The 24,415-nt window shown below is 52.6% G+C and carries 25 protein-coding genes and 2 tRNA genes; 25 read left to right on the top strand and 2 right to left on the bottom strand.

Annotated elements, in window-relative coordinates; genetic code table 11:
* Positions 1-9 precede the first annotated feature (9 nt).
* A complete protein-coding gene (locus VCU37_RS07615) occupies positions 10-723 on the bottom strand; it encodes a YczE/YyaS/YitT family protein (RefSeq protein WP_336250033.1) in 714 nt (237 codons plus the stop codon).
* Between the two features lie 91 nt (positions 724-814).
* On the opposite strand from VCU37_RS07615, the gene VCU37_RS07610 reads away from it, so the two are divergent.
* From VCU37_RS07610 to VCU37_RS07560, 11 genes are all read left to right on the top strand, one after another.
* A tRNA-Pro gene (locus VCU37_RS07610) sits at positions 815-890 on the top strand.
* A gap of 362 nt (positions 891-1,252) precedes the next feature.
* A complete protein-coding gene (locus tag VCU37_RS07605) occupies positions 1,253-1,798 on the top strand; it encodes an FHA domain-containing protein (protein ID WP_336250032.1) in 546 nt (181 codons plus the stop codon).
* Positions 1,795-2,604: a transcriptional regulator FtsR gene (gene ftsR, locus VCU37_RS07600; protein ID WP_336250031.1), complete on the top strand. Its 810-nt coding sequence runs from the start codon at positions 1,795-1,797 to the stop codon at positions 2,602-2,604. The genes VCU37_RS07605 and ftsR overlap by 4 nt, the downstream gene beginning before the upstream one ends.
* Entirely contained in the window at positions 2,604-3,950 is a 1,347-nt protein-coding gene (locus VCU37_RS07595; protein WP_336250030.1) for a D-alanyl-D-alanine carboxypeptidase family protein, read from the top strand. The genes ftsR and VCU37_RS07595 overlap by 1 nt, the downstream gene beginning before the upstream one ends.
* A gap of 2 nt (positions 3,951-3,952) precedes the next feature.
* Positions 3,953-4,432 carry a bifunctional nuclease family protein gene (locus VCU37_RS07590; protein WP_336250029.1) on the top strand — a complete coding sequence of 160 codons (480 nt, stop codon included), beginning with the start codon at positions 3,953-3,955 and terminating at the stop codon, positions 4,430-4,432.
* Positions 4,433-4,571: 139 nt separating this feature from the next.
* Positions 4,572-5,075: a MerR family transcriptional regulator gene (locus VCU37_RS07585; protein ID WP_336250028.1), complete on the top strand. Its 504-nt coding sequence runs from the start codon at positions 4,572-4,574 to the stop codon at positions 5,073-5,075.
* 2 nt (positions 5,076-5,077) lie between these two features.
* A complete protein-coding gene (dut, locus tag VCU37_RS07580; RefSeq protein ID WP_418896428.1) occupies positions 5,078-5,518 on the top strand; it encodes a dUTP diphosphatase in 441 nt (146 codons plus the stop codon).
* A 67-nt stretch (positions 5,519-5,585) separates the two neighbouring features.
* Positions 5,586-5,658: transfer RNA gene (locus VCU37_RS07575), tRNA-Gly, on the top strand.
* A gap of 145 nt (positions 5,659-5,803) precedes the next feature.
* Entirely contained in the window at positions 5,804-7,165 is a 1,362-nt protein-coding gene (locus VCU37_RS07570) for a hemolysin family protein (protein WP_336250027.1), read from the top strand.
* Positions 7,162-8,487 (top strand): hemolysin family protein, encoded by a 1,326-nt coding sequence (locus tag VCU37_RS07565; RefSeq protein ID WP_336250026.1) that lies wholly within the window; start codon positions 7,162-7,164, stop codon positions 8,485-8,487. The genes VCU37_RS07570 and VCU37_RS07565 overlap by 4 nt, the downstream gene beginning before the upstream one ends.
* 1 nt (position 8,488) lies before the next feature.
* Entirely contained in the window at positions 8,489-8,791 is a 303-nt protein-coding gene (locus VCU37_RS07560; protein WP_336250025.1) for a chorismate mutase, read from the top strand.
* Positions 8,792-8,861: 70 nt separating this feature from the next.
* Here the strand turns inward: VCU37_RS07560 and VCU37_RS07555 are convergent, their stop codons facing one another.
* Entirely contained in the window at positions 8,862-11,258 is a 2,397-nt protein-coding gene (locus tag VCU37_RS07555; protein WP_336250024.1) for a hypothetical protein, read from the bottom strand.
* A gap of 119 nt (positions 11,259-11,377) precedes the next feature.
* Here VCU37_RS07555 and VCU37_RS07550 point away from each other — a divergent pair, with 119 nt between their 5' ends.
* The 14 genes from VCU37_RS07550 to VCU37_RS07485 all read left to right on the top strand — a co-directional run bounded on the left by VCU37_RS07550 (position 11,378) and on the right by VCU37_RS07485 (position 24,413).
* Positions 11,378-11,905: a hypothetical protein gene (locus tag VCU37_RS07550; RefSeq protein WP_336250023.1), complete on the top strand. Its 528-nt coding sequence runs from the start codon at positions 11,378-11,380 to the stop codon at positions 11,903-11,905.
* Positions 11,906-11,914: 9 nt separating this feature from the next.
* Positions 11,915-12,247: a phosphoribosyl-AMP cyclohydrolase gene (hisI, locus tag VCU37_RS07545; protein WP_336250022.1), complete on the top strand. Its 333-nt coding sequence runs from the start codon at positions 11,915-11,917 to the stop codon at positions 12,245-12,247.
* A gap of 163 nt (positions 12,248-12,410) precedes the next feature.
* Positions 12,411-13,385: a Ppx/GppA family phosphatase gene (locus tag VCU37_RS07540; RefSeq protein WP_336250021.1), complete on the top strand. Its 975-nt coding sequence runs from the start codon at positions 12,411-12,413 to the stop codon at positions 13,383-13,385.
* The gene (locus tag VCU37_RS07535) at positions 13,382-14,092 is read left to right on the top strand and encodes a beta/alpha barrel domain-containing protein (protein ID WP_336250020.1); all 711 of its coding nucleotides are present in this window, start codon (positions 13,382-13,384) and stop codon (positions 14,090-14,092) included. The genes VCU37_RS07540 and VCU37_RS07535 overlap by 4 nt, the downstream gene beginning before the upstream one ends.
* Before the next feature lie 40 nt (positions 14,093-14,132).
* The gene (locus tag VCU37_RS07530; RefSeq protein WP_336250019.1) at positions 14,133-15,065 is read left to right on the top strand and encodes an ACP S-malonyltransferase; all 933 of its coding nucleotides are present in this window, start codon (positions 14,133-14,135) and stop codon (positions 15,063-15,065) included.
* On the top strand, positions 15,062-15,790 hold the full coding sequence (gene fabG, locus VCU37_RS07525; protein WP_336250018.1) for a 3-oxoacyl-[acyl-carrier-protein] reductase: 729 nt from the start codon (positions 15,062-15,064) through the stop codon (positions 15,788-15,790). Before VCU37_RS07530 ends, fabG begins: the two co-directional genes overlap by 4 nt.
* Complete coding sequence (locus VCU37_RS07520; RefSeq protein WP_336250017.1) at positions 15,787-16,503, top strand: lysophospholipid acyltransferase family protein; 717 nt, start codon at positions 15,787-15,789, stop codon at positions 16,501-16,503. The genes fabG and VCU37_RS07520 overlap by 4 nt, the downstream gene beginning before the upstream one ends.
* 52 nt (positions 16,504-16,555) lie before the next feature.
* Entirely contained in the window at positions 16,556-17,665 is a 1,110-nt protein-coding gene (gene serC, locus VCU37_RS07515; RefSeq protein ID WP_336250016.1) for a phosphoserine transaminase, read from the top strand.
* A 73-nt stretch (positions 17,666-17,738) separates the two neighbouring features.
* On the top strand, positions 17,739-18,470 hold the full coding sequence (locus tag VCU37_RS07510) for an SDR family NAD(P)-dependent oxidoreductase (RefSeq protein WP_336250015.1): 732 nt from the start codon (positions 17,739-17,741) through the stop codon (positions 18,468-18,470).
* A 352-nt stretch (positions 18,471-18,822) separates the two neighbouring features.
* The gene (locus tag VCU37_RS07505; RefSeq protein ID WP_336250014.1) at positions 18,823-19,290 is read left to right on the top strand and encodes a division/cell wall cluster transcriptional repressor MraZ; all 468 of its coding nucleotides are present in this window, start codon (positions 18,823-18,825) and stop codon (positions 19,288-19,290) included.
* Positions 19,287-20,420, top strand: a complete 1,134-nt coding sequence (gene rsmH / locus VCU37_RS07500) for a 16S rRNA (cytosine(1402)-N(4))-methyltransferase RsmH (RefSeq protein ID WP_336250013.1) — start codon at positions 19,287-19,289, stop codon at positions 20,418-20,420. Before VCU37_RS07505 ends, rsmH begins: the two co-directional genes overlap by 4 nt.
* Positions 20,420-20,917 (top strand): hypothetical protein, encoded by a 498-nt coding sequence (locus VCU37_RS07495; protein WP_336250012.1) that lies wholly within the window; start codon positions 20,420-20,422, stop codon positions 20,915-20,917. Before rsmH ends, VCU37_RS07495 begins: the two co-directional genes overlap by 1 nt.
* Positions 20,918-21,009: 92 nt before the next feature.
* The gene (locus VCU37_RS07490; protein WP_336250011.1) at positions 21,010-22,929 is read left to right on the top strand and encodes a peptidoglycan D,D-transpeptidase FtsI family protein; all 1,920 of its coding nucleotides are present in this window, start codon (positions 21,010-21,012) and stop codon (positions 22,927-22,929) included.
* A 5-nt stretch (positions 22,930-22,934) separates the two neighbouring features.
* On the top strand, positions 22,935-24,413 hold the full coding sequence (locus tag VCU37_RS07485) for a UDP-N-acetylmuramoyl-L-alanyl-D-glutamate--2,6-diaminopimelate ligase (RefSeq protein WP_336250010.1): 1,479 nt from the start codon (positions 22,935-22,937) through the stop codon (positions 24,411-24,413).
* The last annotated feature ends 2 nt before the right edge of the window (positions 24,414-24,415 follow it).

The raw sequence follows: 24,415 nt of genomic DNA, 5'->3' as shown, positions 1-24,415 counted from the left end.
CTTTAACGGTTAATCAATAGGAGATGTCGTTACATCATGCGTAGAGAGATCATTCGTGGAGGGATCCGGCTCAGCTTTCGTTGGATCGTGATCAGCTAACCAGGAACCCAATTTAATGGTGTAATCCAAAGTCAAAAGGGTCATCACAGTAATTAAGACCGTTCCCCAGCTGACAACAGAATCCTCAGTTCCAATGGCAAATCCTGATAATGCCCAGCCAGTACCAATGGCAAATAAATCAATAGCTACTTTGGCTACGCTTGGTCGAATTCGGAACTTTCGTAATATACCTACATACAAGCAATCCTGTGGGCTTGGCCCGTGATCACCACTGATGTACAACCCGATACCGAGAATGGCAAAAAACCCGCCAATAATCATCACAATCCATTGTCCCATATAAGACAACTCAATGGAACGCATTAAATAGATAGGTATCTGCGCAATAAATCCCAACCCAAATGCAATGGGGAAGGTACCCCAACCAGGTTTTGAGTTAAGTGCGATCCAGGCAATCGCGATGATTATTAAACTGTAAATAAGGACAAGCCAGTGGTAGTGCTTTTCTACTTCGAGATGGAGAAACTTGACCACCCCAAGTTCAAATGCTTGCCAGCTTGATACACCGAGATTGGCTTTGATCTGAAAGCCGATACCAATGCCGAGGAAAAAAATACCTACCAAATAGGTCAACCATGATCGTGTTGTATGCGGTGCTGCCATGTCAATACCCTACCTTGATCAGTAGCTATTTGTGAATGCGAGAAAATCATCTGGCATGGGGTGGTGATGGTGCTACACTGACGCACCTACTCGGGACGTGGCCTAGTTTGGTCTAGGGCGCCAGTCTGGGGGACTGGAGATCCCCGGTTCAAATCCGGGCGTCCCGACGTGAATGTGACCGTACAAATCGTGCGGTCACATTATGTTTACTCCGATCATTACTGCACAGGGGCAGGAGATAAAAAGGCCCATAGTAGAAGGGGCTGTGCGCTATGCCGTAGGGCGTCGGATATGCGAGTGCAAAGACTGAACGGCAATGAGTTGATGGTGCTGTCTACGGCTATTGCATGACAAGTTTGTATCACTTGAGTTGTCCAAGGGTACGGGTCAGAGGTGCGTAAATGCCGAAGAATGCGAGAACATCGACAAACTTCCAAGAAAAGGCTCAAGTAATAGTTTAGGGTGCACTTTACGGAATACGTACGCTGGTACCCTAACGCTAGTAGTTGTTCTGTTTTGGTCACACGGAATGAGGACAGATTTAATGTATTGCACCGCTTGTGGTACGCCTTGCCCCGAAGGCGCAAATTTTTGCGCCCAGTGTGGGACACCGCTTACCGATCCAGGTGACCGGCCAACGGGCACGATTCCTCGTGTCCTTGAAACACAACCTCAGCCTGAAGAATCCACTCAGGCCGACCCGGGCACCGAGCTGACTGGTGAGTTAAATCAGTACATTGACTATGGTGCCGTTCGCGCGGCGTTGGAACCCAATACCGCGTTGTTGGTTTGTGTCCGTGGCCCGAATGCCGGTGCCAGATTCCTTTTGGACCATCCCACCACAACTGTTGGTCGCCATCCAGATTCATCCATTTTCCTAGATGATATTACGGTGTCTCGACGTCACAGTGAATTCCGTCAACAAGACGGAGAACTCAGTGTTGTTGATGTCGGTAGTTTGAACGGTACCTATGTGAATGGACACCTCGTTGACCGAGCCACCCTCGTCAATGGTGATGCCGTTCAGATTGGTAAGTACCGACTCGTTGCGGTCCTACCTCAGGGGAAGTCGTGATCACCGCACGGGAAGAACCGGCACGCCCGCAGGGGTACACCATTGGTGAAGTTGCCAACCAGTTGAAAGACGATTTCGAAGATGTAACGGTTTCCAAGATTCGGTTCCTTGAAAATGAAGGGCTTATCTACCCCGACCGGACTGATTCTGGATATCGGATTTTTAGTGATGATGATGTCGATCGGTTGCGTTATATCCTGACTGCCCAACGAGACCACTACCTTCCGTTGAAGGTAATCGGTGAACAACTTGACCGGTTGGATGCTGGTCAAGCACCCTCCAGTGGTCCTAAGCCGCCATCTGGCTATGTGGCGGTCGAAGATGAGGACAAGCGGACGCCCATCCAAAGTGCTCTTGCCTATGCCAAAGAGGCTCAATCCAATGCAACAGAGCATGAAGGCGCCTTCCTTGGTGCCCCTGCGGAAACCATTGAGCTCGGTCTGCGAGAGTTCTGTGAGGCAACGGGACTTGATAGCCAGCAAGTGCGTGCGTTACGGGAGTACTCGGTCGTTGGAGATCCCGATGACGAAACCGCTACCTTTGGTTCCGATGACCTCTTAACGGGTATTGCGGCGAGGGAACTATTAGCCATGGGTCTTGACCCCCGGCATTTGGGTACGTACCGTCGTTTCGTGGATAACCAGGTATTTGAGTTTGAGCAGCTCACGATGCCACTGCTTCGCCAGCGCAACCCGGAAGCTCGACGTCAGGCCACCCAACAATTAGAACGCTTAGCAACATTGACTGCGCGCTTGAAGCGTAGTTTGTTAAGTCGAGAACTTCGGCGCTCTGTGAGAGGTACCTGATGGTTATATGGAAACAACGTTCCTCCTTAGTTGCAACGGCTGTACTCGTTGCCGTATTGAGTGTGCCTGGCGCGGTTCCAGGACACGCCCAGGGCACGACCACATCTGAGCCACAGGCGAGTGTTGGGGCACCAGCCAATCCATTTGATCCTGGTGCCATTTTCAGAACACGCATCAACGGTGAAGCTCGTCCATTTCCAGAGATTTCAGCTACCAATGCGATCTTGATTGATGGCAATGCGATGGCAACCTTAGGTGAGAAAAACGGTCAACAAGAAGCTCGCATGGCATCAACGACAAAGGTCATGACGATTTTGCTTGGTATTGAAGCACGCGATCAAGGCCTTGTTGGTCCTACGGTGACGATTAGCCCTAATGCTGTTGCCGCAGCAGCATCAAGTGACTCAGCAACATTAAAACTCCAAGCAGGCCAACAGGTCGCGTTTGATGATCTTCTAGCTGCCACCTTGATGGCTTCAGGTAATGACGGTGCAGTTGCCATCGCGGAGCACGTCGCAGGGTCTGAAGCTGCATTTGTTCAACGGATGAACGAACGGGCCGCACAATTAGGGCTCACCCAGACAAGATATTTGAATGCATCGGGATTTACCGATGACCCAGGACACCATACGTCCCCATTAGATTTGGCCGTTCTCGGAATGGTCGCAATGAGCCATCCTGATTTTGCGCGTTGGGCTCAGGCCCAAACCCTAGACCTTGAGACGTTAGGATCGGTGAGTAACCGTAATGAGCTTCTCGGCTCATACCTTGGTGTCACCGGAATCAAGACGGGGTTTACAAATGCGGCTGGACAATGTCTCGTCGCATCAGCAGAACGTGATGGACGGGTGCTCTATGCCGTCGTGCTTGGTTCAAAAGATCGCGTAGCCGATATGACCAAACTATTCGACTATGGCTTTAACGATTTCTCTCGACGACCGGCTACAGAGGCTGGTGAACCGGTTGGTACCTTTACGTGGACCCGTGGTGATGTCGAAGCGATAGCCCGCAAAGAGTTAGCTGTAACCGTTCCTGCCGGCACCACCTTGATGCGTCAAATTGTTTGGAATAGCAATATTTCACTTCCCGTCACTGCTGGCACTGAATTAGGAACAGCAAATCTCATCTTGGATGGTCAGATTCTTGATTCAGCTCCTGTTGTCGCCCAAAGTCCGGTTGAACCGACGCAAGGTGACGGTCCTGGCGCAATCATTGGTGATGCCCTCTTAGGGTATGCTCGTGTCGCTCAAAGTACGCAGAGCGTGGATGTAGCAGCCTTAACGGCGGCAGCCATTAAGCCCACTCAAGATGAGACGGTCCAGGCACAACCTGCCCAAAAGGAATGACCATGATTGATGTCGATGTAATTGGGATTCGGGTTAAGGTTCCGCATAATCAACCAATCGTGGTGTTAAAGGAGCATGACGGAAACCGGTATCTTCCTATCTGGATCGGCATTGTTGAAGCATCTGCGATTGGTCTGGCAATGCAAGGCGTTGATTCTCCTCGACCGATGACCCATGACCTCTTTGTACAGACCTTAGCTACATTGAATGGTGTTATTACCGGCGTTGATATCGTTGACCTACAAGAAGGCACATTCTTTGCTGAGCTCTTTTTGGTCAGTCCTGACGGCCAAACACATGTGATTGACGCACGACCGTCTGATGCCATCGCCCTGGCTGTTCGACTCGATATTCCCGTTCGTGTTAGTGAGACCGTCATGGATGATGCAAGCACAACGATCGAAGAGCGTGACGAAGAAGAACAGATTGAAGAATTTAAGGCCTTTTTGGATCAAGTAAACCCTGAAGATTTCCAGGATTAATGATCTGTTTTCAATCGAGGATTCCCTCAAGGACAAGGTGAGATCGTCTCTTCTGCGCTAGGGTAGCTGACCGGAATACCAATAAACAACCAAGCCCCGGCAATGGGGCGGTGTGATCCTTTGGGGGATTAGGCCTTTTATGTACAACGACACGCCGTTGCCAGGTTTTGGCGCAGAGCAGGGTTATCGCGGCCCTGCTGTAGCGAAGATGGTGAACATCTCTTATCGCAAATTAGATCACTGGACCACCAAGGGATTGGTGAAGGCAAGTGTGCGTGGTGCAGAAGGGTCAGGGACCCAGCGGTTGTATTCCTACGACGACATCGTTCGCCTGAAGGTTGTCTGTCGGTTACGTGATGCAGGGATTAGCTTGAACAAAATCGAGCTGGCGATGAAGCAGATTGACGAAAAAGGTATTGCCCTCAGTGAAGTGACCATTGCCGGGGATTCCAATGGCAACATTTTTGCGGTTGATAACCACGATCAAGTCATTGACCTATTGATGAGCGGTCAAGGTGTGTTCTTTATTGCGGTAGAACCCGTGGCCGGTGAGGTACGTGCTGAAGTATCTCATCTCAGGTCCGAAACGGCCTACCCGATCCGTGCATTCGATCTCGGGGAAGACTCATTCGAAGCGATCTAATTGTGGCTCGGTTGTCTCTTCCAATTCAGCTTCTCGACCCCGACCTTCCAGTCCCTCGGTATGCCAACCCTGGAGATGCTGGATTGGATTTGTATGCGCGGCAGTCAATCATGTTGCCTGCCCATGCTCGCGCATTAATGCCCACGGGCATTGCCGTGGCGATTCCTGAAGGGTGGGTTGGTCTCGTCCACCCCCGCTCTGGGTGGGCACTTCGACACGGCCTTACCCACGCTAATAGTCCAGGAACAATTGATGCTGGGTACCGTGGTGAGATTCGTGTCCCACTTTTAAATACCGATCCGACGAGATCAATACGAATACGGCGTGGTGATCGGATTGGCCAACTGCTGTTACAAGAAGTTGCAAGAGCAGAGTTGAAGATTGTTGACCGCTTACCAGACGGAGAACGCAACCAGGATGGTTTTGGGTCATCTGGGCGTTAGGCGGACCTATCTTTTTTCATTTAGGTGTTGCAGGTTCTCTCTGGCCCATACATACTGTTCACCCGACGCGGATGTAGCTCAGTTGGTAGAGCATCTCGTTGCCAACGAGAAGGTCGCCGGTTCGAGCCCGGTCATCCGCTCTGGACCTGCTCTATTGAGTAGAACCAACCCCGATGTAAACCCGCTAATAATTAGCGGGTTTACAACGTTTCTGGCCAGATCATCCTGTGTTCAGCCTAAGCGCTGGAGAACGGGCAGAATGGGCGCCAACGAAACGGAGGATATGTGGATCAACTAATCGCGTGGCTACTGGTAGGACTGATTGTGGTCTTGGTGGTCGCCAACGGCTACTTCGTGGCCCAAGAGTTTGCCTTTGTTGCCGTCAAACGTGCGCAGGTTGAAGGGTTGGCTCAGTCAGGTGACCCGAGTGGCAAGCGGATTCTGTTTGTGCTTAAACGGTTGTCCTTTATGCTCAGTGGTGCTCAATTAGGGATCACAATTACGAGTCTGGTTATCGGGTTTATTACCGATAAGTCACTAGGTACCGTATTGACACCAGTTGCTATGGCCTTGGGTCTATCGACTGATGTTGCCAGAGCAGTCGCCTTAGTAACCGCCTTTGTGATTGCCACATGTTCTCAGATGATCCTTGGCGAGCTCTTTCCAAAGAATCTTGCCATTGCCAAACCGCTTGAGGTGAGTAAGGCGTTAAGCCGTTCAACAATTATTTGGCTGACTGTGGCTAAGCCTTTTATCGCCCTATTCGATGGGGCTGCCAATGCGTTGATCAGAGCCTTGGGTGTTGAACCAATTCATGAACTTGATGGTGGTGCAAGTGCTGAGGAGCTAGATCACATTGCCCATGCCAGTCAAGTGAGTGGTGAATTAAATCCTGAACTCGTTGATCTCTTCAGCCGGGCTATTAATTTCCAAGAGTTAGATGCAGGTGCAGTAGCGGTGGAGCGCTCAAATCTTGTCGTCATCAGCCCAACAGACCGGTTGGAGATTCTCCATGGCCATTTGGGCGCAACTGGCCTCAGTCGCTATCCCGTTGTTGACCGAGTTACGCGTTTACCACTTGGTGTGATTGATATTGGTGCACTTCTTCGTGTTCCGCGAGATCAATGGGGCACGGTACGGGTTAAAGACATGATGCATCCTGTCCCTGCCGTCCCTGATACCGCTCGCTTATCAACTGTGCTGGCAACCCTCCGTGACCGTGGGAGCCACGTGGCTGTTGTGATTAATGAACACGGTGGTTTTTCTGGAATGCTCACCTTAGAAGACCTTATTGAAGAACTTGTCGGTGAAATCCTTGATGAGCATGATGATGCACTTATCCCAACGATTACTGCTTCTGGAGATGGAAAGTGGACAGTTGCCGGTCAGGTTCGTGTAGACGAGGTCGAACGCGAGACGGGGCTATCGCTACCACGTGGCGACTATGACACGATTGCTGGGCTTTTCGTTGCGCACCTGGGGCGTCTTGGTCGAGAGGGTGATATCGTCCGCATGATCAGCACCGATCCAAAGGACCCCTACGCCAATGTGATGGTCACGTTGATGGCAATGGTCACCACCCCATTTACCACGGAAACCTTAGCGCTCACCATCCTTCCTATCGCCGCTGAGGAGGAGTTGGCATGAGTGCCGGTATTGCCCTTCTTGTCAGTTTAGTTCTGCTCATTCTCAACGGATTCTTTGTGGCGGCGGAGTTTGGGCTACTCGCTGCACGGCGGGCACGCCTTGAAGTATTGGCCACCAATGGGTCTGTCGCGGCAAGAGTAGCGCTCGAAGGATTAAATGAACTGACAACGTTACTAGCTGGGGCCCAGCTCGGGATCACGATGTGCAGTTTAGGTATCGGTATTTTTGCTGAAAGTGCATTTGCTGGACTCATTGAGGGGCCACTCCACCAGATAGGTATCCAAGATGGCCTGATCCATCCCATCGCCTTTGTGTTCGCGCTATCAATTACTTCGTTTCTTCACATGGTTGTCGGGGAAATGTTGGCTAAATCACTTGCACTTGTCAATCCCGAACGCACGACGCTTGTGGTGGCTCGTCCGTTTATGTGGATGATCCGTCTATTCCGCCCAGTTGTGGGCACCATGAACTATTTGGCCAACCTGTGTGTCCGTGCCGTAGGTGTCAAACCAACGGGTGCAACCAATGAAAGTGTTGGACCAGCTGAACTTGTGGTGATGGTCAACCAAAGTGCCCAACAAGGGCTGTTAAGCCCATTTGAAAGTCGCTTACTGGACCGCACGATTCGTCTCCAAGGCCTCGTTGCTCATCAGGTAATGACGCCTCGTCGTGACATGGTGTGGGCTCACCCTTCGGCTACACCTCGTGAAATTGAACAATTGAGTACCGAAACAGGTCGTAGCCGAGTACTGCTCCTTGACGAAGATAATCCGGTAGGGCTGGTCCACATTAAAGACGTATTGTTGCTGCCTGAGTCTCTGGCTGATGAACCGCTTCCACCAGCATTGATTCGTGAGTGCCTGACTGTTGTCGCAACCGCACCAGTGTCCCAAGTGATGAAACAGTTGCGAGACCGTGCCATTCACGTTGCGATAGTCATTGATGAATTTGGTGCTATCGAAGGACTTGTAACCCTTGAAGATACGATCGAAGAACTAGTAGGCGAGTTCTTTGATGAGACTGATGAACGCCCCGTTGAAGAAGAAGGTGAGATTCCTGCACAGTGGCGCATTGATGAACTCGCGGTTCGTCGAGGTATTCACCTACCAGAGGGTCGTTACGAAACGGTTGCCGGTTATGTGCTCGACCAAACCCAGGAAATTCCTGCTGTGGGGACGACGATTCAAATCGACAATGTTGGAACCGGCGATGTTATTCAACCTGCCATTATGGAGGTTATTGAAGTTCAAGATCACCGAGTCGTTACGGTAGCTATCCAACTCCTTGAAGCGTATAGCTCGAGTGATGACGAAAGGATGTAAGGTGACCGTAGATCCCCGATTACAAGCCCTTCGTGACCAAATTGATGTGTTGGATGCCGAACTCATTGCCCTGATGGGACGTCGCTTTGATGTGACCAGAGCAGTGGGTGTACTGAAACGTGAGATTGGGCTACCCAAAGCCGACCCTGCGCGAGAGGAACGCCAGATTACCCGTTTGCGTACGATGGCTAGTGATGTTGGATTAGATGAGGAGTTCAGCGAACGACTCCTGCGCTTGATTATTGATGAAGTGATTCGTGACTATGCCCGTAAAGGGAGTAACTCAGGCACGGATAGCGCTTAGGGCGTGAAAACCTCTGACATAGCTATCATCTGAACGGCCAGCTCCCGTACCCAAACGAGGACGTGCTTGCTTAGGTTCCTGGCTGTGCGTTACGAACGGTGATATCCCGTACTTCTATCGCGGCCCCTTGGCGGATCAGCCGATCACGTCCCTGTTCTGGGCCAATGATCTCAGGCTCATTGGCTTCTACCAGCGTGCCAATAAAGTCAACGTGATCACCGACTTGAACCTGCTGTAGTGTTTCACGGAATGGCTCAGGCACGATGGCAAGAATGCGATGGTCTTGGTCAGTTCCTAACCAAATATGGGCGCCTTGGGCAAGGACAGACTGAATTTGAACGTCTTCACCGGCTACTGGCTGGGTGACTAAGCGAAGCAGGTTGACTTGATTGATTCGCGGAAGGGTCACCACTCGGGTCCCTATTGCAATGGAACCGGTGTTACTTGTTACTTCTGGCTGGGTCACTTGCCCAGGTAAGGCAGGTGGAATAGCTGCATCACTCGGCAGGGGCTTTCGTGGAGGGAGCGCAGGGACCGGTGGTGCTTCACTTGTCTGTGCTGGCCTCAAGGGGGTCGCTTCAATTTCACTGCTCGATGAGGTGGGCACAATTGGTGTTGGTGTTGAAGTAGGGGTCGGCTGATTGGGCCGAATAGCAAGTCGGTACACCGCAATACAGACCAGCGCAAAAATGACAAGGATCAGTATTCCTGTAAGCACCCTGAACCCCCGGTTTGTAGCCGGTGGGTCAATAATGGTTTCAGGTTCTTCAGCAGGCAACTCAGTTGGTGGAATATAGGGCGGTGCGTCAGCCAATGCCTGATCCACCTCAGTTTCATCCACGTGATGTTCGAACACGGTATCTTCAACTGACACCGTTTCGGGTTCGATTATCTCAACGTGTTCTGGGTGCTGGACCAGATCGAGTGGACGGTCAAGAAGGCTAGATTCGTCATCCACCTCTGGCTCAGTAACGATTTCAGCATCCTCAATCTCAAGGCCACCGACTATCGTCGCTTCGTCATGGTCTATATCGGCGTTGTCCCCCGTACCCATTGTGGTAACACGTGGGCTGGAATCGAGGGGAATGACTTGCATTGATTCGCTATCTTGAGCGGTATCGCTATCTTCGTCCGGTGGTAGAGGTACCACATTGGCAGCCCCGTCCGTTGAACGCGCTTGCGTCGGGAACAATGTCACATCTGTGTGATCAGATAGGGGCTGGTCAGAGGATGGTGCTTGCTCACTCTCTTCGTCGTGATCACGTGGCCGTGCATCCTCATCATGCACGGCCACATCGCTATGGTCATCGTGGGGTGGCACACCACGATCGTCAGCGGCATCGTGAAGTATCCCCTGCTGGGCTGTGTGGAGTTTACCGTTATCGGGCGTGACAGTTTCCGGCCCTGATGCCTGGGCATCTGGAACCTGTTCACCTGGTTCTGAGGCTGTCTCGGCATGAAGGGCTTGTTGCCGCCGAGCCGCTTTAAGGAGCCGCTCGTAGGAATCGGCTAGCGGGTCGTCCTTTTGTTGGGAACTTGGCACCGATGCGGTGTCGACGATTTCATGAGGACGGTCAGGTTCTGGCTCCGGGGATGATGCGAAGGGAACAACAGGTGCTGGTGGCACCGTCGGATCTGGTAAATCCAACGGTGTTTGTGTCCCACCTACCTCGGTGGAAGCTGACGGCGCGGGGGCGCGATGGGAAAGCGGAGCTCGACCCTGCCGACGGGGTGATGGGCGTTGCTGGGGTACCGGGCGTCGCTGCGTTTCCCATTTGGCTTTGGTGAGGGCTTGCTGGTCTGCATCTAGTTGGGCGTCTAACGCAGCCAAGAGACGGTTCGGTGGGCGGCGGCGGCTGATCGTTGGTATCTGGTCGCGTGCCGGTGGCTCTGGTACCCGAGCCTGGCTTTGGGGTTGCGCACGATGCTGAGGCGGTTCAGGTACCACTGGTGTTGTAGGACGAACCGGTGGACGAACTCGTTGCGCTGGTGACTTCGGTGACTGTAGCAACCGAGATGAATGGCTGTCAGGTACAGGTGGTTGAGGTGCCTGCGTGTCTTGTTCATGACGTACCGACTCACCCGTAGAGCCACTCGATACTCGCGCGCTAGGGGAACTCGGCGGGGTACCTTGTCGTGCTACGAGCCGTTCAAGTCGTTCCCGCGTATTACGTTCTTGTCGTTGGGAGCCCGCACGAGAACGGCCCAGTGGTTGCCGACGTGATTGGCGCGGTCCTGGCGAGGGTTTTGTTGGCACTTGGTCGGGTGATGCAGCCTCGACATCACCTGGCAGAACCCCTGGACGTTGCTGGGTCTTTGGTTTTGGGGGAACAGCAGATGCACGTTCGTTAGACGAAAGTGGTGGCCGACGCAAGCTAGTCCTCGGTGCCGGGCGTGCACCAGGAATGGGAACCACTCCACTGTCTGATGGAGGCGGCGGTACTTGCCGTTCAGGACTGTCGGGCACCAGAACACCTTTCGATCGATCGTCTGCGAGTTTAGCGTTTGCACCAAGAGCTGAACGTGGAACTTCTTTCCAAGTAACCTATAATCACGTTAATAGAAGTGATAGGAAGTGAATGTAAGATGTTTGTTCTACAATCTCTCTGGGAACGATCCCGCCCTGGGCGTGATGGAATCGCCCACCGCATTTGCTACGGACAATGGACGCCGATCCATCTCAGTACACACCAATTTCACAGTGGTGTCATACCGTTACGGCATGTTGCTCGATTACTCGGCGTTGATGATCCCCCTGGGTTGACTTGGATCGTGTCTCAGGGCAGTCGCCATCGTGCAGAACGCATTGAAGATTGCCTTGTTGTCCCACCTGGTGTACTTGCGAGCCGAGTGATTGCTCTTAAACGGTTTGGAGAGGGGTATACCATCACCCATCAGCGCCCAAACTTGATGGCGACAACGCAATGGGTACGCGCGTTACAAGATGCAGGTTGGGACATGCATGAGGATCCGTTTGATGATGATGGGTTTGCAGTTATTCCTCCGTTATTGCGTGCCTCGGCCCTGGACCCAACGTTGCGACGTCTCCCTACCCTCCCGTTGGAGATGGTCAAATCCTTATCGGACCATCAGATTGAAGCACGGTATCGCTAATCTGAACACATGGTGCGATTCGACATTGACCCAGACACGCTGACCTATTCTGACGATGGGCTGATTCCGGCCATCATTCAACAACACGATACGCACGAAGTATTGATGATGGCGTGGATGAATAAACACGCACTAGAACAGACCCTAATAACTGGAGAAACGGTCTTCTGGTCTCGCTCACGGCACACGCTGTGGCATAAAGGGGCAACGAGTGGCAACACACAACGGGTCATGGCAATAGCTGCCGATTGTGACCGGGATACACTCCTTATCCAGGTTGATAGCCCTGGGCCGGCGTGTCATACCGGCTCACGGACCTGTTTTGATGAGATGGTGTTATAACCGCTGTTTAGATCGTGTGATGCAAGACTAAGGAAACAGGGCTTATGTTCATATGCGAGGAGCGAGAAGGAGATGGCTAGGCTGTACAACCCAGTCACTTGTAGGCCCAACCCTTGTGTAAAGACCCTACGCAATGGCATTCCAACGACAGGATGAGTGAGTTATGGCCCGTATCGCCTCCCTCGATTTAGGCTCGAATAGTTTTCATCTGCTTGTCGCAGAAACTCGGCCTCGTAATCGGATCCGGCGTCTTCGAACCCGTAAACACATGGTGCGGTTGGGTGAACCAGTTAACCGGACAGGGGCATTGGGAAAGGATGCGTATTCTCGAGGATTAAAAGCGGTAGAGGATCTCTTCTCACTTGCAAAGGAGATGGACGCGACTGAGCTATGCGTTGTGGGTACTGATGCCCTCCGTCGTGCCGAAGACGGTGACGCCTTTCTTGATGAGTTGCGTGAACGTCTTGGAATCCATGTGCAACTCTTGCCAGGTGAATCTGAAGCGGCATTAAGTCTGCTGGGAATGAGTAGTGCACTCAATATTCCCAACGATGAACAAGTTATTGGGTTGGACTTGGGTGGTGGCAGTTTTGAAGTAGCACTTGGAACGGCAACTCAAACGGATGTAGGTGTCAGTCTTCCCCTTGGTGGCGCTGTGACCATGGATTGGCTGAGTGACCCTCCACTTCTGAGTGAAGAAGTGATTTTATTTAATCACTGTGTCCAATTATTTACTGATGCAAGAATCGCGATTGATCCCCACCGCAAACATCCCACCAAGCCGATTCGAGTGATTGGTACCGCGGGATCCATTCGTTCATTGGGGCGTTTGGCAATCACGCTAGCTACCGGTGTTGAAGTTGAACAAGTGCGGGGTGTGGTCGTTACCCGAAGCCAGATTAATTTGGCGCATCACCGCTTGTGCAGCATTGATGTACACGACCGCATGGAAATTGAAGCGATTAGTGCCCAACGTGCAGACCTATTGCCCGGCTGTGGCGTGTCATTGCTCGCATGCATGGATGTATTTGGGGTTGACTCGTTGACCTTATGCGATTGGGGGTTGCGTGAGGGTGTTCTTCTTGACTTGGTCAACGGTTGTACCCATATCGACCCCACTCAGGTGGTATCCCTGTGAGCACTAAGGATGATGCAGCCTTTGAGGCTGCGCAGATTGCGTTGGAACAGCGGGTACAACAAGCAGTGGTCGCTGCCCGTGAACGGGTACATCAAGTTCGGCGTTCCCAACCGCTTGCTGACCTTATTCAACAGTCGCGGACTCAGCATCCAGAGCGATTACTACACACAGCAATAGCGTCCGGTGAGCCTGTAGCCCTGATAATGACAACACAGGCCGACTCTACGAACACACCTGCAGACCCCTTCGTCAAACAAGGGTTTTTGCCTGTTCCGACACGTGCTGATGTCGTGGTCGACCCCTGGCAGATTTGGGAAGCTAAAGCCCTAGGCTTTACCACGATCCCATTGTCAGTAACCGCCAATGTGACCCCTGACCTGACCGCATTAATCCGTGTATGCGATGAGGTTGGTATTGAGCCGGTCCTCCTCGCATGTACAACAAATGAGGTTCGTGAAGCAACGGCAGCCTGGGCGGACGCATTTTCAACGAATCCTCCGGTTCTTGTCCTTTTAAACCCATTTGATTTTGTCGCACTGGATGCTCAAACCGTGTCTGAATGCCTGAACGACCGGTTTATTCCACCAGGTACAGCCGTTCTTGTGGCATGTGACGATATCGCTCAGTACGACCAGTTCCGTCTTGCTGGGGCAAGCGGAATCAGTACACCCTTTCTGTTGACGTTGCCCTCAGGTGAACCTGATTAACCCTATGCTTGGCCTTCAACCCCGGACGTAAGGAACCCCGATGAGTGAACAGTCGCGACGCATTGCCCTTGTTTTCCCTGGTCAAGGAAGCCAACAACCACAAATGGCTGTGCCTTGGCAAGGACATCCTGCCTACACCCTCTGGGAACGTGCTGATGACGTGTTGAAGCAACCCGTAACGCGTTTAGGTACCGAAGCAGATGCGGCTGAGCTGAAACAAGCTGATAATTGCCAAATCGCGCTATTTGTACAGCATGCAATGTTGTTGGAGGCTTTTGCCGAACACGGTGTTGCTATCACATTAACTGCCGGTCACTCTCTGGGTGAATACAACGCACTGCTTGCTGCACAGGTATTGGGCTTTGACGATGCGCTCCAACTTGTGGCGGTACGTGCCCGATCAACCATGGAAGCAGCCCAAGCCCGACCGGGCACGATGGTCGCCTGCCTGGGGTTTGACCGGGCCGATGTTGAAACTGCCGCACGTAATGCCGGTGCGTTTTTGGCTAATGAAAATGCCCCTGGACAAATAACCGTGAGCGGAAGTAAAGAAGCGCTCAACCAATTGAAATCTGCCCTTGCCGATAAAGGTGGCCGTATCGTTGACCTCGATGTGGGCGCCGCCTATCACAGCCCCCACGTTGAAGCAGCAGTTCCTGTCCTTGGTGAGGCACTCGACCAGGCTGCCTTCCATGATGCATCTACCGGAGTAGTGGCCAACGCTGATGCCAAGATTCACACCGCAGCACATGATTGGCCGCAGTTATTGCGTATCCAGTTAACGAGTCCAGTGCTCTGGAAAGAATCCGTTGAAACGATGGTGCGTGAAGGTATCACCGACACGGTGGAATTAGGCGCCAGCGCGCCCTTGTCTGGGATGATTAAACGCATTGCCCGTGGTGTGCGTCGCCACATGGTGCATCGCCCTGAAGATATCGAAACTGTAGTTAATGCGTTAAGGACCGATTCATGAGTAAATCAACATCTAATTGGGCACTCGTTACGGGTGCAAGTAAAGGCATTGGTGCGGCCTGTGCCGTTGAACTTGCAAAAGCTGGCTATGACATCATTGTGGCCTACGGGCAGGATGATGAAGGGGCTAATCGTGTTGCCCAAGCCTGTGCCGATCAAGGGGTACAAACGCGTACGGTGAGTGCTGACATCAGTCAAACCGTTGAACCCATCACGGCGGTTATTGATGAGGTTGGTGGCTTAGCTGTCCTCGTAAATAACGCGGGTATTACTCGCGACGGGCTAGCAATGGCGATGAGTGATGAGGACTTTGATGCAGTCATCCGTGTCAATCTCACCGCCCAATTTCGACTGGCTCGCCACGTGCTCCGGCCGATGTTGCGTGCACGTCGCGGGCGAATCATCTTTATCTCAAGTGTTGTAGGGCTTATCGGAAATGCTGGCCAGGCAAATTACGCTGCAGCTAAAGCCGGGGTCATTGGATTAGCCAAAACGTTGTCACGAGAAGTGGCCAAACGTGGTATCACCGTGAATACCGTTGCACCAGGGTTTATCTCTACTGATATGACGAAGGATTTGAACCTTGAACCCTTCTTAGAGCATATTCCAGCAGGGCGCATTGGTGAGCCTGAAGATGTAGCGGCTGCGGTGGCATTCTTGGCTAGTCCTGGTGCCGCTTACATCACTGGTCAAGTCTTGAGCGTGAATGGTGGAATGGCATCATGAAAACGAGCCACGGGCCAAAACGGCGAGGTGGTCGTATTACGAGATCCATTACGGGAAAAGTTGATGCGATGCCGACGGGGTTACGCCCACTTCATGGCTCGCTCCGTAAACCGCTACTCTCGCTATTGCAGGCCCAAATTAATGGCATTGAGAATATTCCCGCGAGCGGTGGGTTTTTGTTAGCGGCCAATCATCGTGCCTTTCTAGACCATTTTTTATTGGCAGCAGCTACACCACGTCCTATTCGGTTTATCGGGAAAGAAACCCTCGCAGAAGGGCTAGGTGGCCGGTTCAATACGGCGATGGGGATGATTCCGGTACGGCGAGGGATTGCTGACGCCGAAATGATGGAAACGGCGTCCGCAGTACTCAAAGCGGGCGTTCCTATTGCTATCTTTCCAGAAGGGACTCGCAGTCGAACCGGGGAGCTGTATCGCTTTCGTTCTGGAATGGCCCGATTAGCGGTTGAAACCGGCGTCCCTATCGTGCCAACGGGGATTCGTGGGTCTTGGAGGGTGTGGCCGCCTGAGAATGATTTACCGTATTTTCGGATCCCACCCCATGGGCTCGTTGAAGTGACCTTTTGCAAACCCGTTGTCGTTGCGACGGACTCGCCACGAGCACGTCGAGATGCAACCAATTTGGTCTATGACCGGATTGCGAGAGCCTGTGGACAACCACGAAATAACGGGTATGCACCCATAGGTGGTTGACGGCAAGTGATAATGGACATCTTCCCCTTCAACTTCAACCAAGAAAGTAATAATGGCCGATATCACCATTCCTAAAGAACTTTTGCCCGAAGATGGCCGCTTTGGCTGTGGTCCATCTAAAGTCCGTGACGAAGCGATGGACGCATTCCATCAATCTGGCCGCAGTGTGATGGGTACAAGCCATCGCAAAGCCCCAGTCAAAGATATGATCGCACGGATTCGTACTGGTATGGCAGCATACTTCCACCTGCCAGAGGACTATACGGTTGCCTTGAGCAACGGTGGGGCAACACTCTTTTGGGATGCAGCTACATTTGGCTTGATTGAAGCCCGGTCTGCACACGCTGTTTTCGGTGAGTTCAGCTCTAAGTTCGCCCATAGTGTCGACTTGGCTCCGCATTTAGATGACGCAGTTCGTATCGAGGCACCTCCTGGATTCGCGCCCAAGGTAGATCCCGTCGATGGTGTTGATGTCTATGCCTTAACGCACAACGAAACATCAACAGGTGTGGCAATGCCCGTTCGACGCCCATCAGAAGATGGGCTTGTCCTCGTAGATGCAACGAGCGCAGCTGGCGCCATGGCGGTCGATCCACACGAATTCGATGCATACTATTTCAGTCCACAAAAAGCATTCGGTGCTGAGGCGGGCCTATGGGTTGCGTTACTTAGTCCGGCGGCCCAGGAACGGATACGAGCCCTTGGTGCCACCCGTCCCACACCGCCGTCACTCGATCTCTCAATCGTGCTGGATAATTCTGAACAGAATCAGACCTATAACACGTCGGCTGTGGCCAGCCTGTTCTTCCTTGCCCATAGCGTTGAGGCAATGGCTGAACGTGGGTTCGATGCCATTGTTGCTGAAGCTAAGGATCGAAGTGCGATCATCTATGAATGGGCTGAAGCGCGAGAATGGGCTGAGCCATTTGTCCACGATGATATGAACCGATCAGCAGTTGTGGCCACGGTTAACCTCGCCGATCACATTCATGCTGCTGAGGTCAACCGTATCCTCCGGGCAAATGGCATCTATGACACCGATGCCTACCGTAAACTGGGCACGAACCAGCTTCGTGTTGGGTTGTGGCCCTCAATGCCTCTCGCAGATGTTCAAGCGTTCACAGCCTCAGTTGACTACGTCGTTGAACAGTTAACAAGCTAGACCCATTTATGCAATCCCCAGTGCTGACCTTCAGTTTGGTTGGCGTGGGGATTGTGTTGTTGAAAGGCGCTTGATGGCATCCGTACTCGTAACCGGGTCAACCCAAGGATTAGGACGGCTGAGTGCGCAATGGTTACTCGACCGCGGCCATATGGTGATCCTGCATGCACGATCAACGGACCGGATGGACGCCGTAGATACGTTACTTGCTCAAGGGTGTACCGCGGTGGTGGGGGACTTCGGTGACCAATCAGCCATTCACCAAGTTGCCGATCAGGTTAATGCTCTGGGGCCACTCGATGCAGTCATTCATAATGCCGGTGTGGTGGACGGGCCGGACTTGGTCACCATTAATGTGGTTGCCCCCTATATTCTCACCGCCCTCATTAACCGTCCTTCTCGACTGATCTATCTCAGCAGTAATGATCACTTTGGCGGGGTTGGTGACATCGATCGGCTGGGTCTTGATGGGGGAGTACCCACAGCTACATATGCTGATACTAAGTGGTTTCTAACGGCATTCGCCATGGCAATGAGTATCCGCTGGCCCGACACGGTGTGCAGTGCGGTTGACCCTGGATGGGTGCCAACACGCATGGGGGGTGTGTACGCTCCCGATGACTTATCTCAGGGTGCGGTCACACAAGCATGGCTTGCCGTGGGCCAAGAGTCGACAGCGTATATGTCTGGGCACTACTGGTATCACATGCGGCCCCGACAACCGCATCATGGCACCCAAGACCATGGTTGCCATGAAGCACTCATCAGGTCATTAGCTTCATTCACGGGTGTTTCTCTGCCCTAACCATCGCTCATGACCTATCGAGGCTGATTACGCCCTGGCCTTGAGGAGTTCCTAGTACCCGTGCATCTGGATTGTCGGCGTGCCTGTTCGCTGGTGTGGCGGTCTGTTGCACGACGGTGCCCCACTTTGCCCCACATTGATTCCTCCACAGTTCTGTAGAAGGCGAATATGGGACCTTCCAACACGAATCACATCACTGGGATTCATCACATTCTGTTAACTACGTAGGCTGATTTTTCAAATACGTGATCTCGTGAAGCTGTTTTAAACACTGTACTAATAGACGCATGTTCGAATGGTACAAGAAACTGGTGTTGACTAAGTGGGGGATAGTGGGGCAAAGTGGGGGGTAGTGGAAGATCAAGCACCAGTAGCTGAACTCCCTGAATTTCGAGGGACGTACACCCACTCACTAGATGAGAAGGGTCGCGTTGTGGTGCCAGCAGCGTTTCGAGAGGCGGTGAATGGCGGCATGACGATGACCCTAAGTGATGGCTGTGTCGTGCTTCGCCCGGCCGCGGTTTGGGAAGAGGAACGCGCTCGGATGGCCCAAGAGGAGCAGATGGATCCACGGGTTGGGCGACAGCGCCGTCGCGCCGTGATGGCAAATGCTGCAGATGTTTCACTTGATCGCCAAGGGCGAATCGCAATTCCAGCCAATCTGCGCACCCGTGTGCAGCTCCATGGCGAAGTTCATGTTATGGGGATGGGGCGAGAAATTGAAATCTGGGACCCCACCCTTTGGGATCAGTATGTATCTGGCGAGATTGAAGATCTCCCAGGATTAGCTGCTCCTCTGGCGTTAGGGGGTGAACGATGAGCGACGTATCAGCGATTGATACCCAGGTAGTAAACCAACCTCATCCACCGCTTCGGGTGGTCTCTGAGCAGACGCATATCAGTGCTGATTCAGCCCCCAACCAAACAAGGATGCATCCAAGAGTTATGGCCAGTACCCCCCATGCCCCCGTTCTCGTCCGTCCTATTACTGATGCATTGGCCGTAGGCGGTGACGAACCCGCCGTTATTGTTGACTGCACACTTGGTGCTGGAGGTCACGCCCTCGCCTTATTTGCAGCGAGTGGAAAGAATCTCCACATCGTTGGTTTTGATCGTGATCCTGCTGCACAGGAACTCGCGGGGAACCGTCTGGTTGCCTTTAAGAACCGTTTACACCAGATTCATGCCCCCTTTGACCAGTTCACCGAACAGGTCAAACCAATTCTTGATGCTTTGGATGCACCGCTTGCCGGGGTTCTATGGGACCTTGGAGTATCTTCTATGCAGCTCGACACACCTGGACGTGGTTTCAGCTTCCGAAGCCTTGGTCCAGTAGATATGCGCATGGACCCAACGACTGGAATGAGTGCAGCCGACTTCATTGATGCGGCAGACATGGACGAATTACGCCACATCATTCGTATCTACGGTGAGGAACCCGCCGCAGATGCAATCGCACGTGCGCTGGTTACGGCCCGTCCCTTTAAAAACACGGTTGAGCTCGCTGAGGTTGTGGTAGCAGCGATGCCAGCCCGTGATGTTCGCAAGATGTTTAAGCGTGGTGTCCATCCGGCCACTCGCACGTTTCAAGCTCTCCGAATCGCTGTTAACGGCGAATTGGATCGATTCGAGGCCTCCCTTCCCCAGGCCTTGGACTTGCTGGCACCCCCCTCGACTCAATTGGGAGGCCGAGGTGGGCGCTTAGCGATACTGAGTTATCACTCCTTGGAGGACCGCATTGCAAAACAGTTCATTGCGCAAGCAGCTAATCCATGTGTGTGCCCGCCGGGCCTCCCAGTGTGTGGTTGTGATCGGACTGCGTCCTTGCAGCCCATTACACGTGGCGCACATCACCCAACCGCCGAAGAAATTTCAGAAAATCCACGGGCCCGCTCCGCGAAGTTGCGTATCGCCGAACGCCTAGAAGAACCAATGGGGAGTGAAGCGTAATGGAACACCCGCTGACAATCCCATCCTTTAGCAATGTGGCGGTCGCTCCAGCGCATCAGCCTGCCCCCCAGGTGGATCGCTCGAAGGATTTTCTTCATGTCGTAGAATCCCCTGCACCGCAAGTCCGTTCGTCTGTTACTACTGGCATCTACATAGCCACCATTGTCATTATTGCATTGGTGGGATGGTTCGGGCAATTGACATTTCGGGGTATGGCCATCGCCAATGCCGTCGAGGCAGACAAAATAACGATTGAAACAAGAGATATTCGGCGCGATACCCTCCAAATCCAAGCTGACGTAGCCCAGCGTTTGGCTCCTGCTCAGCTTGAGGCGACGGCAAAGGAAATGGGTATGACGTATGGTCCTGTTCCAACTTTTGTGACAGTTGAAACGGATCAGTATGTACCTGCTGCACCCCCTGGAGCAACGGTACTAACACCAGCACAAGACATGCCTGCGGGTGCGCTAAGCCCTTCTCGGGTGAATAGCCAATGAAGGGTGATCGCTCCAATCAAGGCTGGCGGCTAGGGTCTCATCTGCGCTCGAGAGGAGAAGGCGGGCAAGATCGGACGCGTTTTGCTGTTATCTTGACGTCTACGGTGATCTTTGGGCTCACCGTTGTGGGATATAGCACGTGGGCAGCCTCCCAGAATCCGGTCATTGCAAAGAATATTGCTGAAGAGGAGAGTCGGACTGAACCCATTCCACCCATTCGGGGGCAAATTACGGATCGCCGTGGGGTGGCCTTGGCAATCAGTGTGCCATATCTCCGAGCTTCCATGGTCCCAAATGAGGTACGTAACGGTCTGGCGAAACACAATACAGAGCTTGAAACCCAACGTGAGAAAGCCAAAGAGTCAGGTCAGGATATTTCTGCGTTCCCACCTCCAGTAAGTGAAGATGCTTGGGTACAGTCAGTTACCGACTTTTTGGCTACGTATGCCGTAAAGGGAAGCCAGCCACCCACCTTTGATCAGGTACGCGCCAAACTGGTTGCCCCCACTGGATCACAGCAAGAAAAGGAAATATTTACCGGGTTACGTCCAGAGGCGAAAAAGGTGCTTGAGGATGGCCAAAAAGCCGGCAACCTGTTGCTTCCTGGATTGATGCTCAAAAGCCGCACGGAACGTGTTTATCCAGATGAGCTACTCGCCCGGCAAGTGGTGGGCATCGTTGATACCGAACAAAAAGGTATCGAGGGTATTGAAAAGCAAATGAATGATGTGCTTACCGGTACACCGGGATCACGGCCAGCGCGTCAAGGAACCTGGCGGACATCAGCACCAGGTACGGTGGAAAATGAGATCGCCGCTATTGACGGATCAGCTGTCAAATTGAGTCTTGACCAGCGGATTCAACATGCTACTGAACGAGAACTACAGCAAGCGATGGAGCGCTTTAATGCCAAAAGTGCTTCTGCGGTTGTGCTTCATGTTCCGACCGGGGACGTAGTCGCGATGGCGAACGTACCGACGGTTGGTCCTCATGATCGTTCAAATGACAGCCTTGAGTTCCGTCGTAATCGTGCCATCACCGACATGTTTGAGCATGGCAGTGTAAACAAAGTGGTGACATTGGCTGGAGGTATTGAGGAAGGACTGATTAGTGCGAATTCAACCTTCCAAGTGCCCGATGAAATCACCATTGGTAAGCGGACCTACCATGATGCGACTGACCACAAAGAAGAAACGTGGAGCGTAAAAGAAATTATTACGCGTTCATCCAATGTGGGAACGATAAAGATGGGGCAGGCGCTTGGCCCTCAACGCCTGCATACGTATATGGAAAAATTCGGGGTCGGGCAACCAACTGGGATCGGGTTTATCGGGGAAAGTAGTGGCCGAATCGCAGATGTGGCCTCCTGGAATGAAGCCAGCCTCCCGACGATTTCAATTGGCCAAGGGGTATCAACGACATTGTTACAAATTGCAGAGATGTACGCCGTGATTGCAGCCGATGGCGTAAAGATCCCACCGCGGTTGATTAGCGCAACGATAGGACCAGACGGCGTTGAAACACCAGTAGAACAAGGCGTTGCGACCCAAGTCGTGAGTGCACGAACTGCGGATAAGGTGACGGACATATTGGTGGATGTGGTAGACGGAGCTCATGGCACCGGAAAAGCGGCTGCGGTTCCTGGTTATGATGTTGCCGCAAAAACGGGCACAGCTCAAAAACCTGATCTTGTTCATGGCGGGTATCTAAAGGGTGCATACATTGCCTCCATGGCAGGGTTCGCTCCGGCAAAACATCCAGAGTTTGTTGTTGCCGTTCACTTGGACGAACCGACGCCGTATGAAGGTAGCAAAAGTGCAGCCCCTACCTTTAGTGCGATCATGGCACAAGCATTAAGTCTGCAGGGGGTGGCTCCTACACGAGCTGTGGTCAATGCCGTGCCACAACAGTCTACGAATGACGACGATATGGCATCTCCAGACAACGATGAGTCAACAAGCCCCTCTTCCAGAGAAACTGAGAATCAGGACGAACAATCTAGTGATGAGTAACCCTTATGCCCATATCGTTACCTGCGCTTGTTAACGCTATCGCTGAACCTCATGGTGCACGCCTTATCGGTAATGGGGAGCCACTCATCACCGATGCAACATTAGATTCTCGTCAAGTCCAGCCTGGCTGGCTTTTTATTGCTCGTCCGGGTGCGATCGCGGATGGTCATGATTTTGTGGATGCGGCGGTTACGAACGGGGCCAGCGCAGTTGTTGTTCAACGCGAGGTTCAGGTCGATATCCCACAGATTATTGTGCCCAATGTGGCTCAGGCTGTGGGGGATATCGCTGCGGCTGTTCATGACTATCCCAGTGCTGCGATGCAGGTTATCGGGGTAACCGGTACCAACGGAAAAACAACAACGACATGGATTATTCATCAAATCCTTAGCCGAGTGGGCCTGCAAGCTGGGCTCATTGGCACGGTAGAGGCCAAGATTGGTCAAACACGCATTGAAGGGATACGTACCACTCCTGAGGCGACAGATATTCAGCGCCTGTTAGCACGCATGCGTGATGCGTCTATTGCGGTTGTTGCGATGGAAGTGTCGAGCCACGGCATTGATCTGGGTCGTATCAATGGGTTGTCGTTTGACGCGGTAGGGTTCACCAACCTGACCCAAGATCATCTGGATTACCATCACACGATGGAGGCCTATGCTCAGGTCAAAGCTTCGTTATTTGATTCACGCTGGGCACGGGTAGGTGCGATGGTGCTTGGCGATCCGAACCATCCTGATAATACGTACTCGGATTATGTCTACCAGCATATTTCCTTGCCATTTAAGACTATTAGCCAGTATAGGAAAGCTGATATAGACATAAGTAGTGTTCAGCTATTCGCAGATGAATCTACATGCGTGTTGGAGATTGATGGCAAAACCTATGATGCCCGTGTGCCATTGCCGGGAAGATTCAATGTGGATAACGCAGCCCTTGCGGTCACCTTATGCCATCAGATCGGTGTTGATGTTCAGGCGTGTGTCGATGCCCTTGCGACAAGTGCGCCAACGCCTGGACGTGCTGAACAAGTTCGTGGTCGAGCTGACCAGCCGACTGTGCTCGTAGACTATGCACACACACCTGATGCCTTATCGAATGTATTGGCTAGTTTGCGACAAACAACGTCAGGCAATCTGATTTGTGTGATTGGGTGTGGCGGTGACCGGGACCGTGAAAAGCGCCCATTGATGGCTCACGCCGCCTTGGCGGGCGCAGACCATAGTGTTTTTACGAGTGACAACCCAAGAAGCGAGAATCCTGAAACAATCTTGGATGAGATGACCGCTGGGCTTGATATTTCATCACGATGGGTACGGGTAACGGATCGACGTGAGGCAATTGCCCAAGCCATTACCCTGGCTGGTCCCCATGATGTAGTCCTTATTGCTGGAAAGGGCCATGAGACCTATCAAGAGATCAACGGGGTCAAGCACCATTTTGATGATCGAGAAGTGGCCCAAGCTGTTTTAGCGAGGGGATAACT

Origin of the sequence: Stomatohabitans albus (assembly GCF_036336025.1) — a bacterium.
GTDB lineage: Bacteria > Actinomycetota > Nitriliruptoria > Euzebyales > Euzebyaceae > Stomatohabitans > Stomatohabitans albus.
Note: the sequence above shows the minus strand (reverse complement) of the source record. Positions and strands in the feature narration are given on the sequence as shown.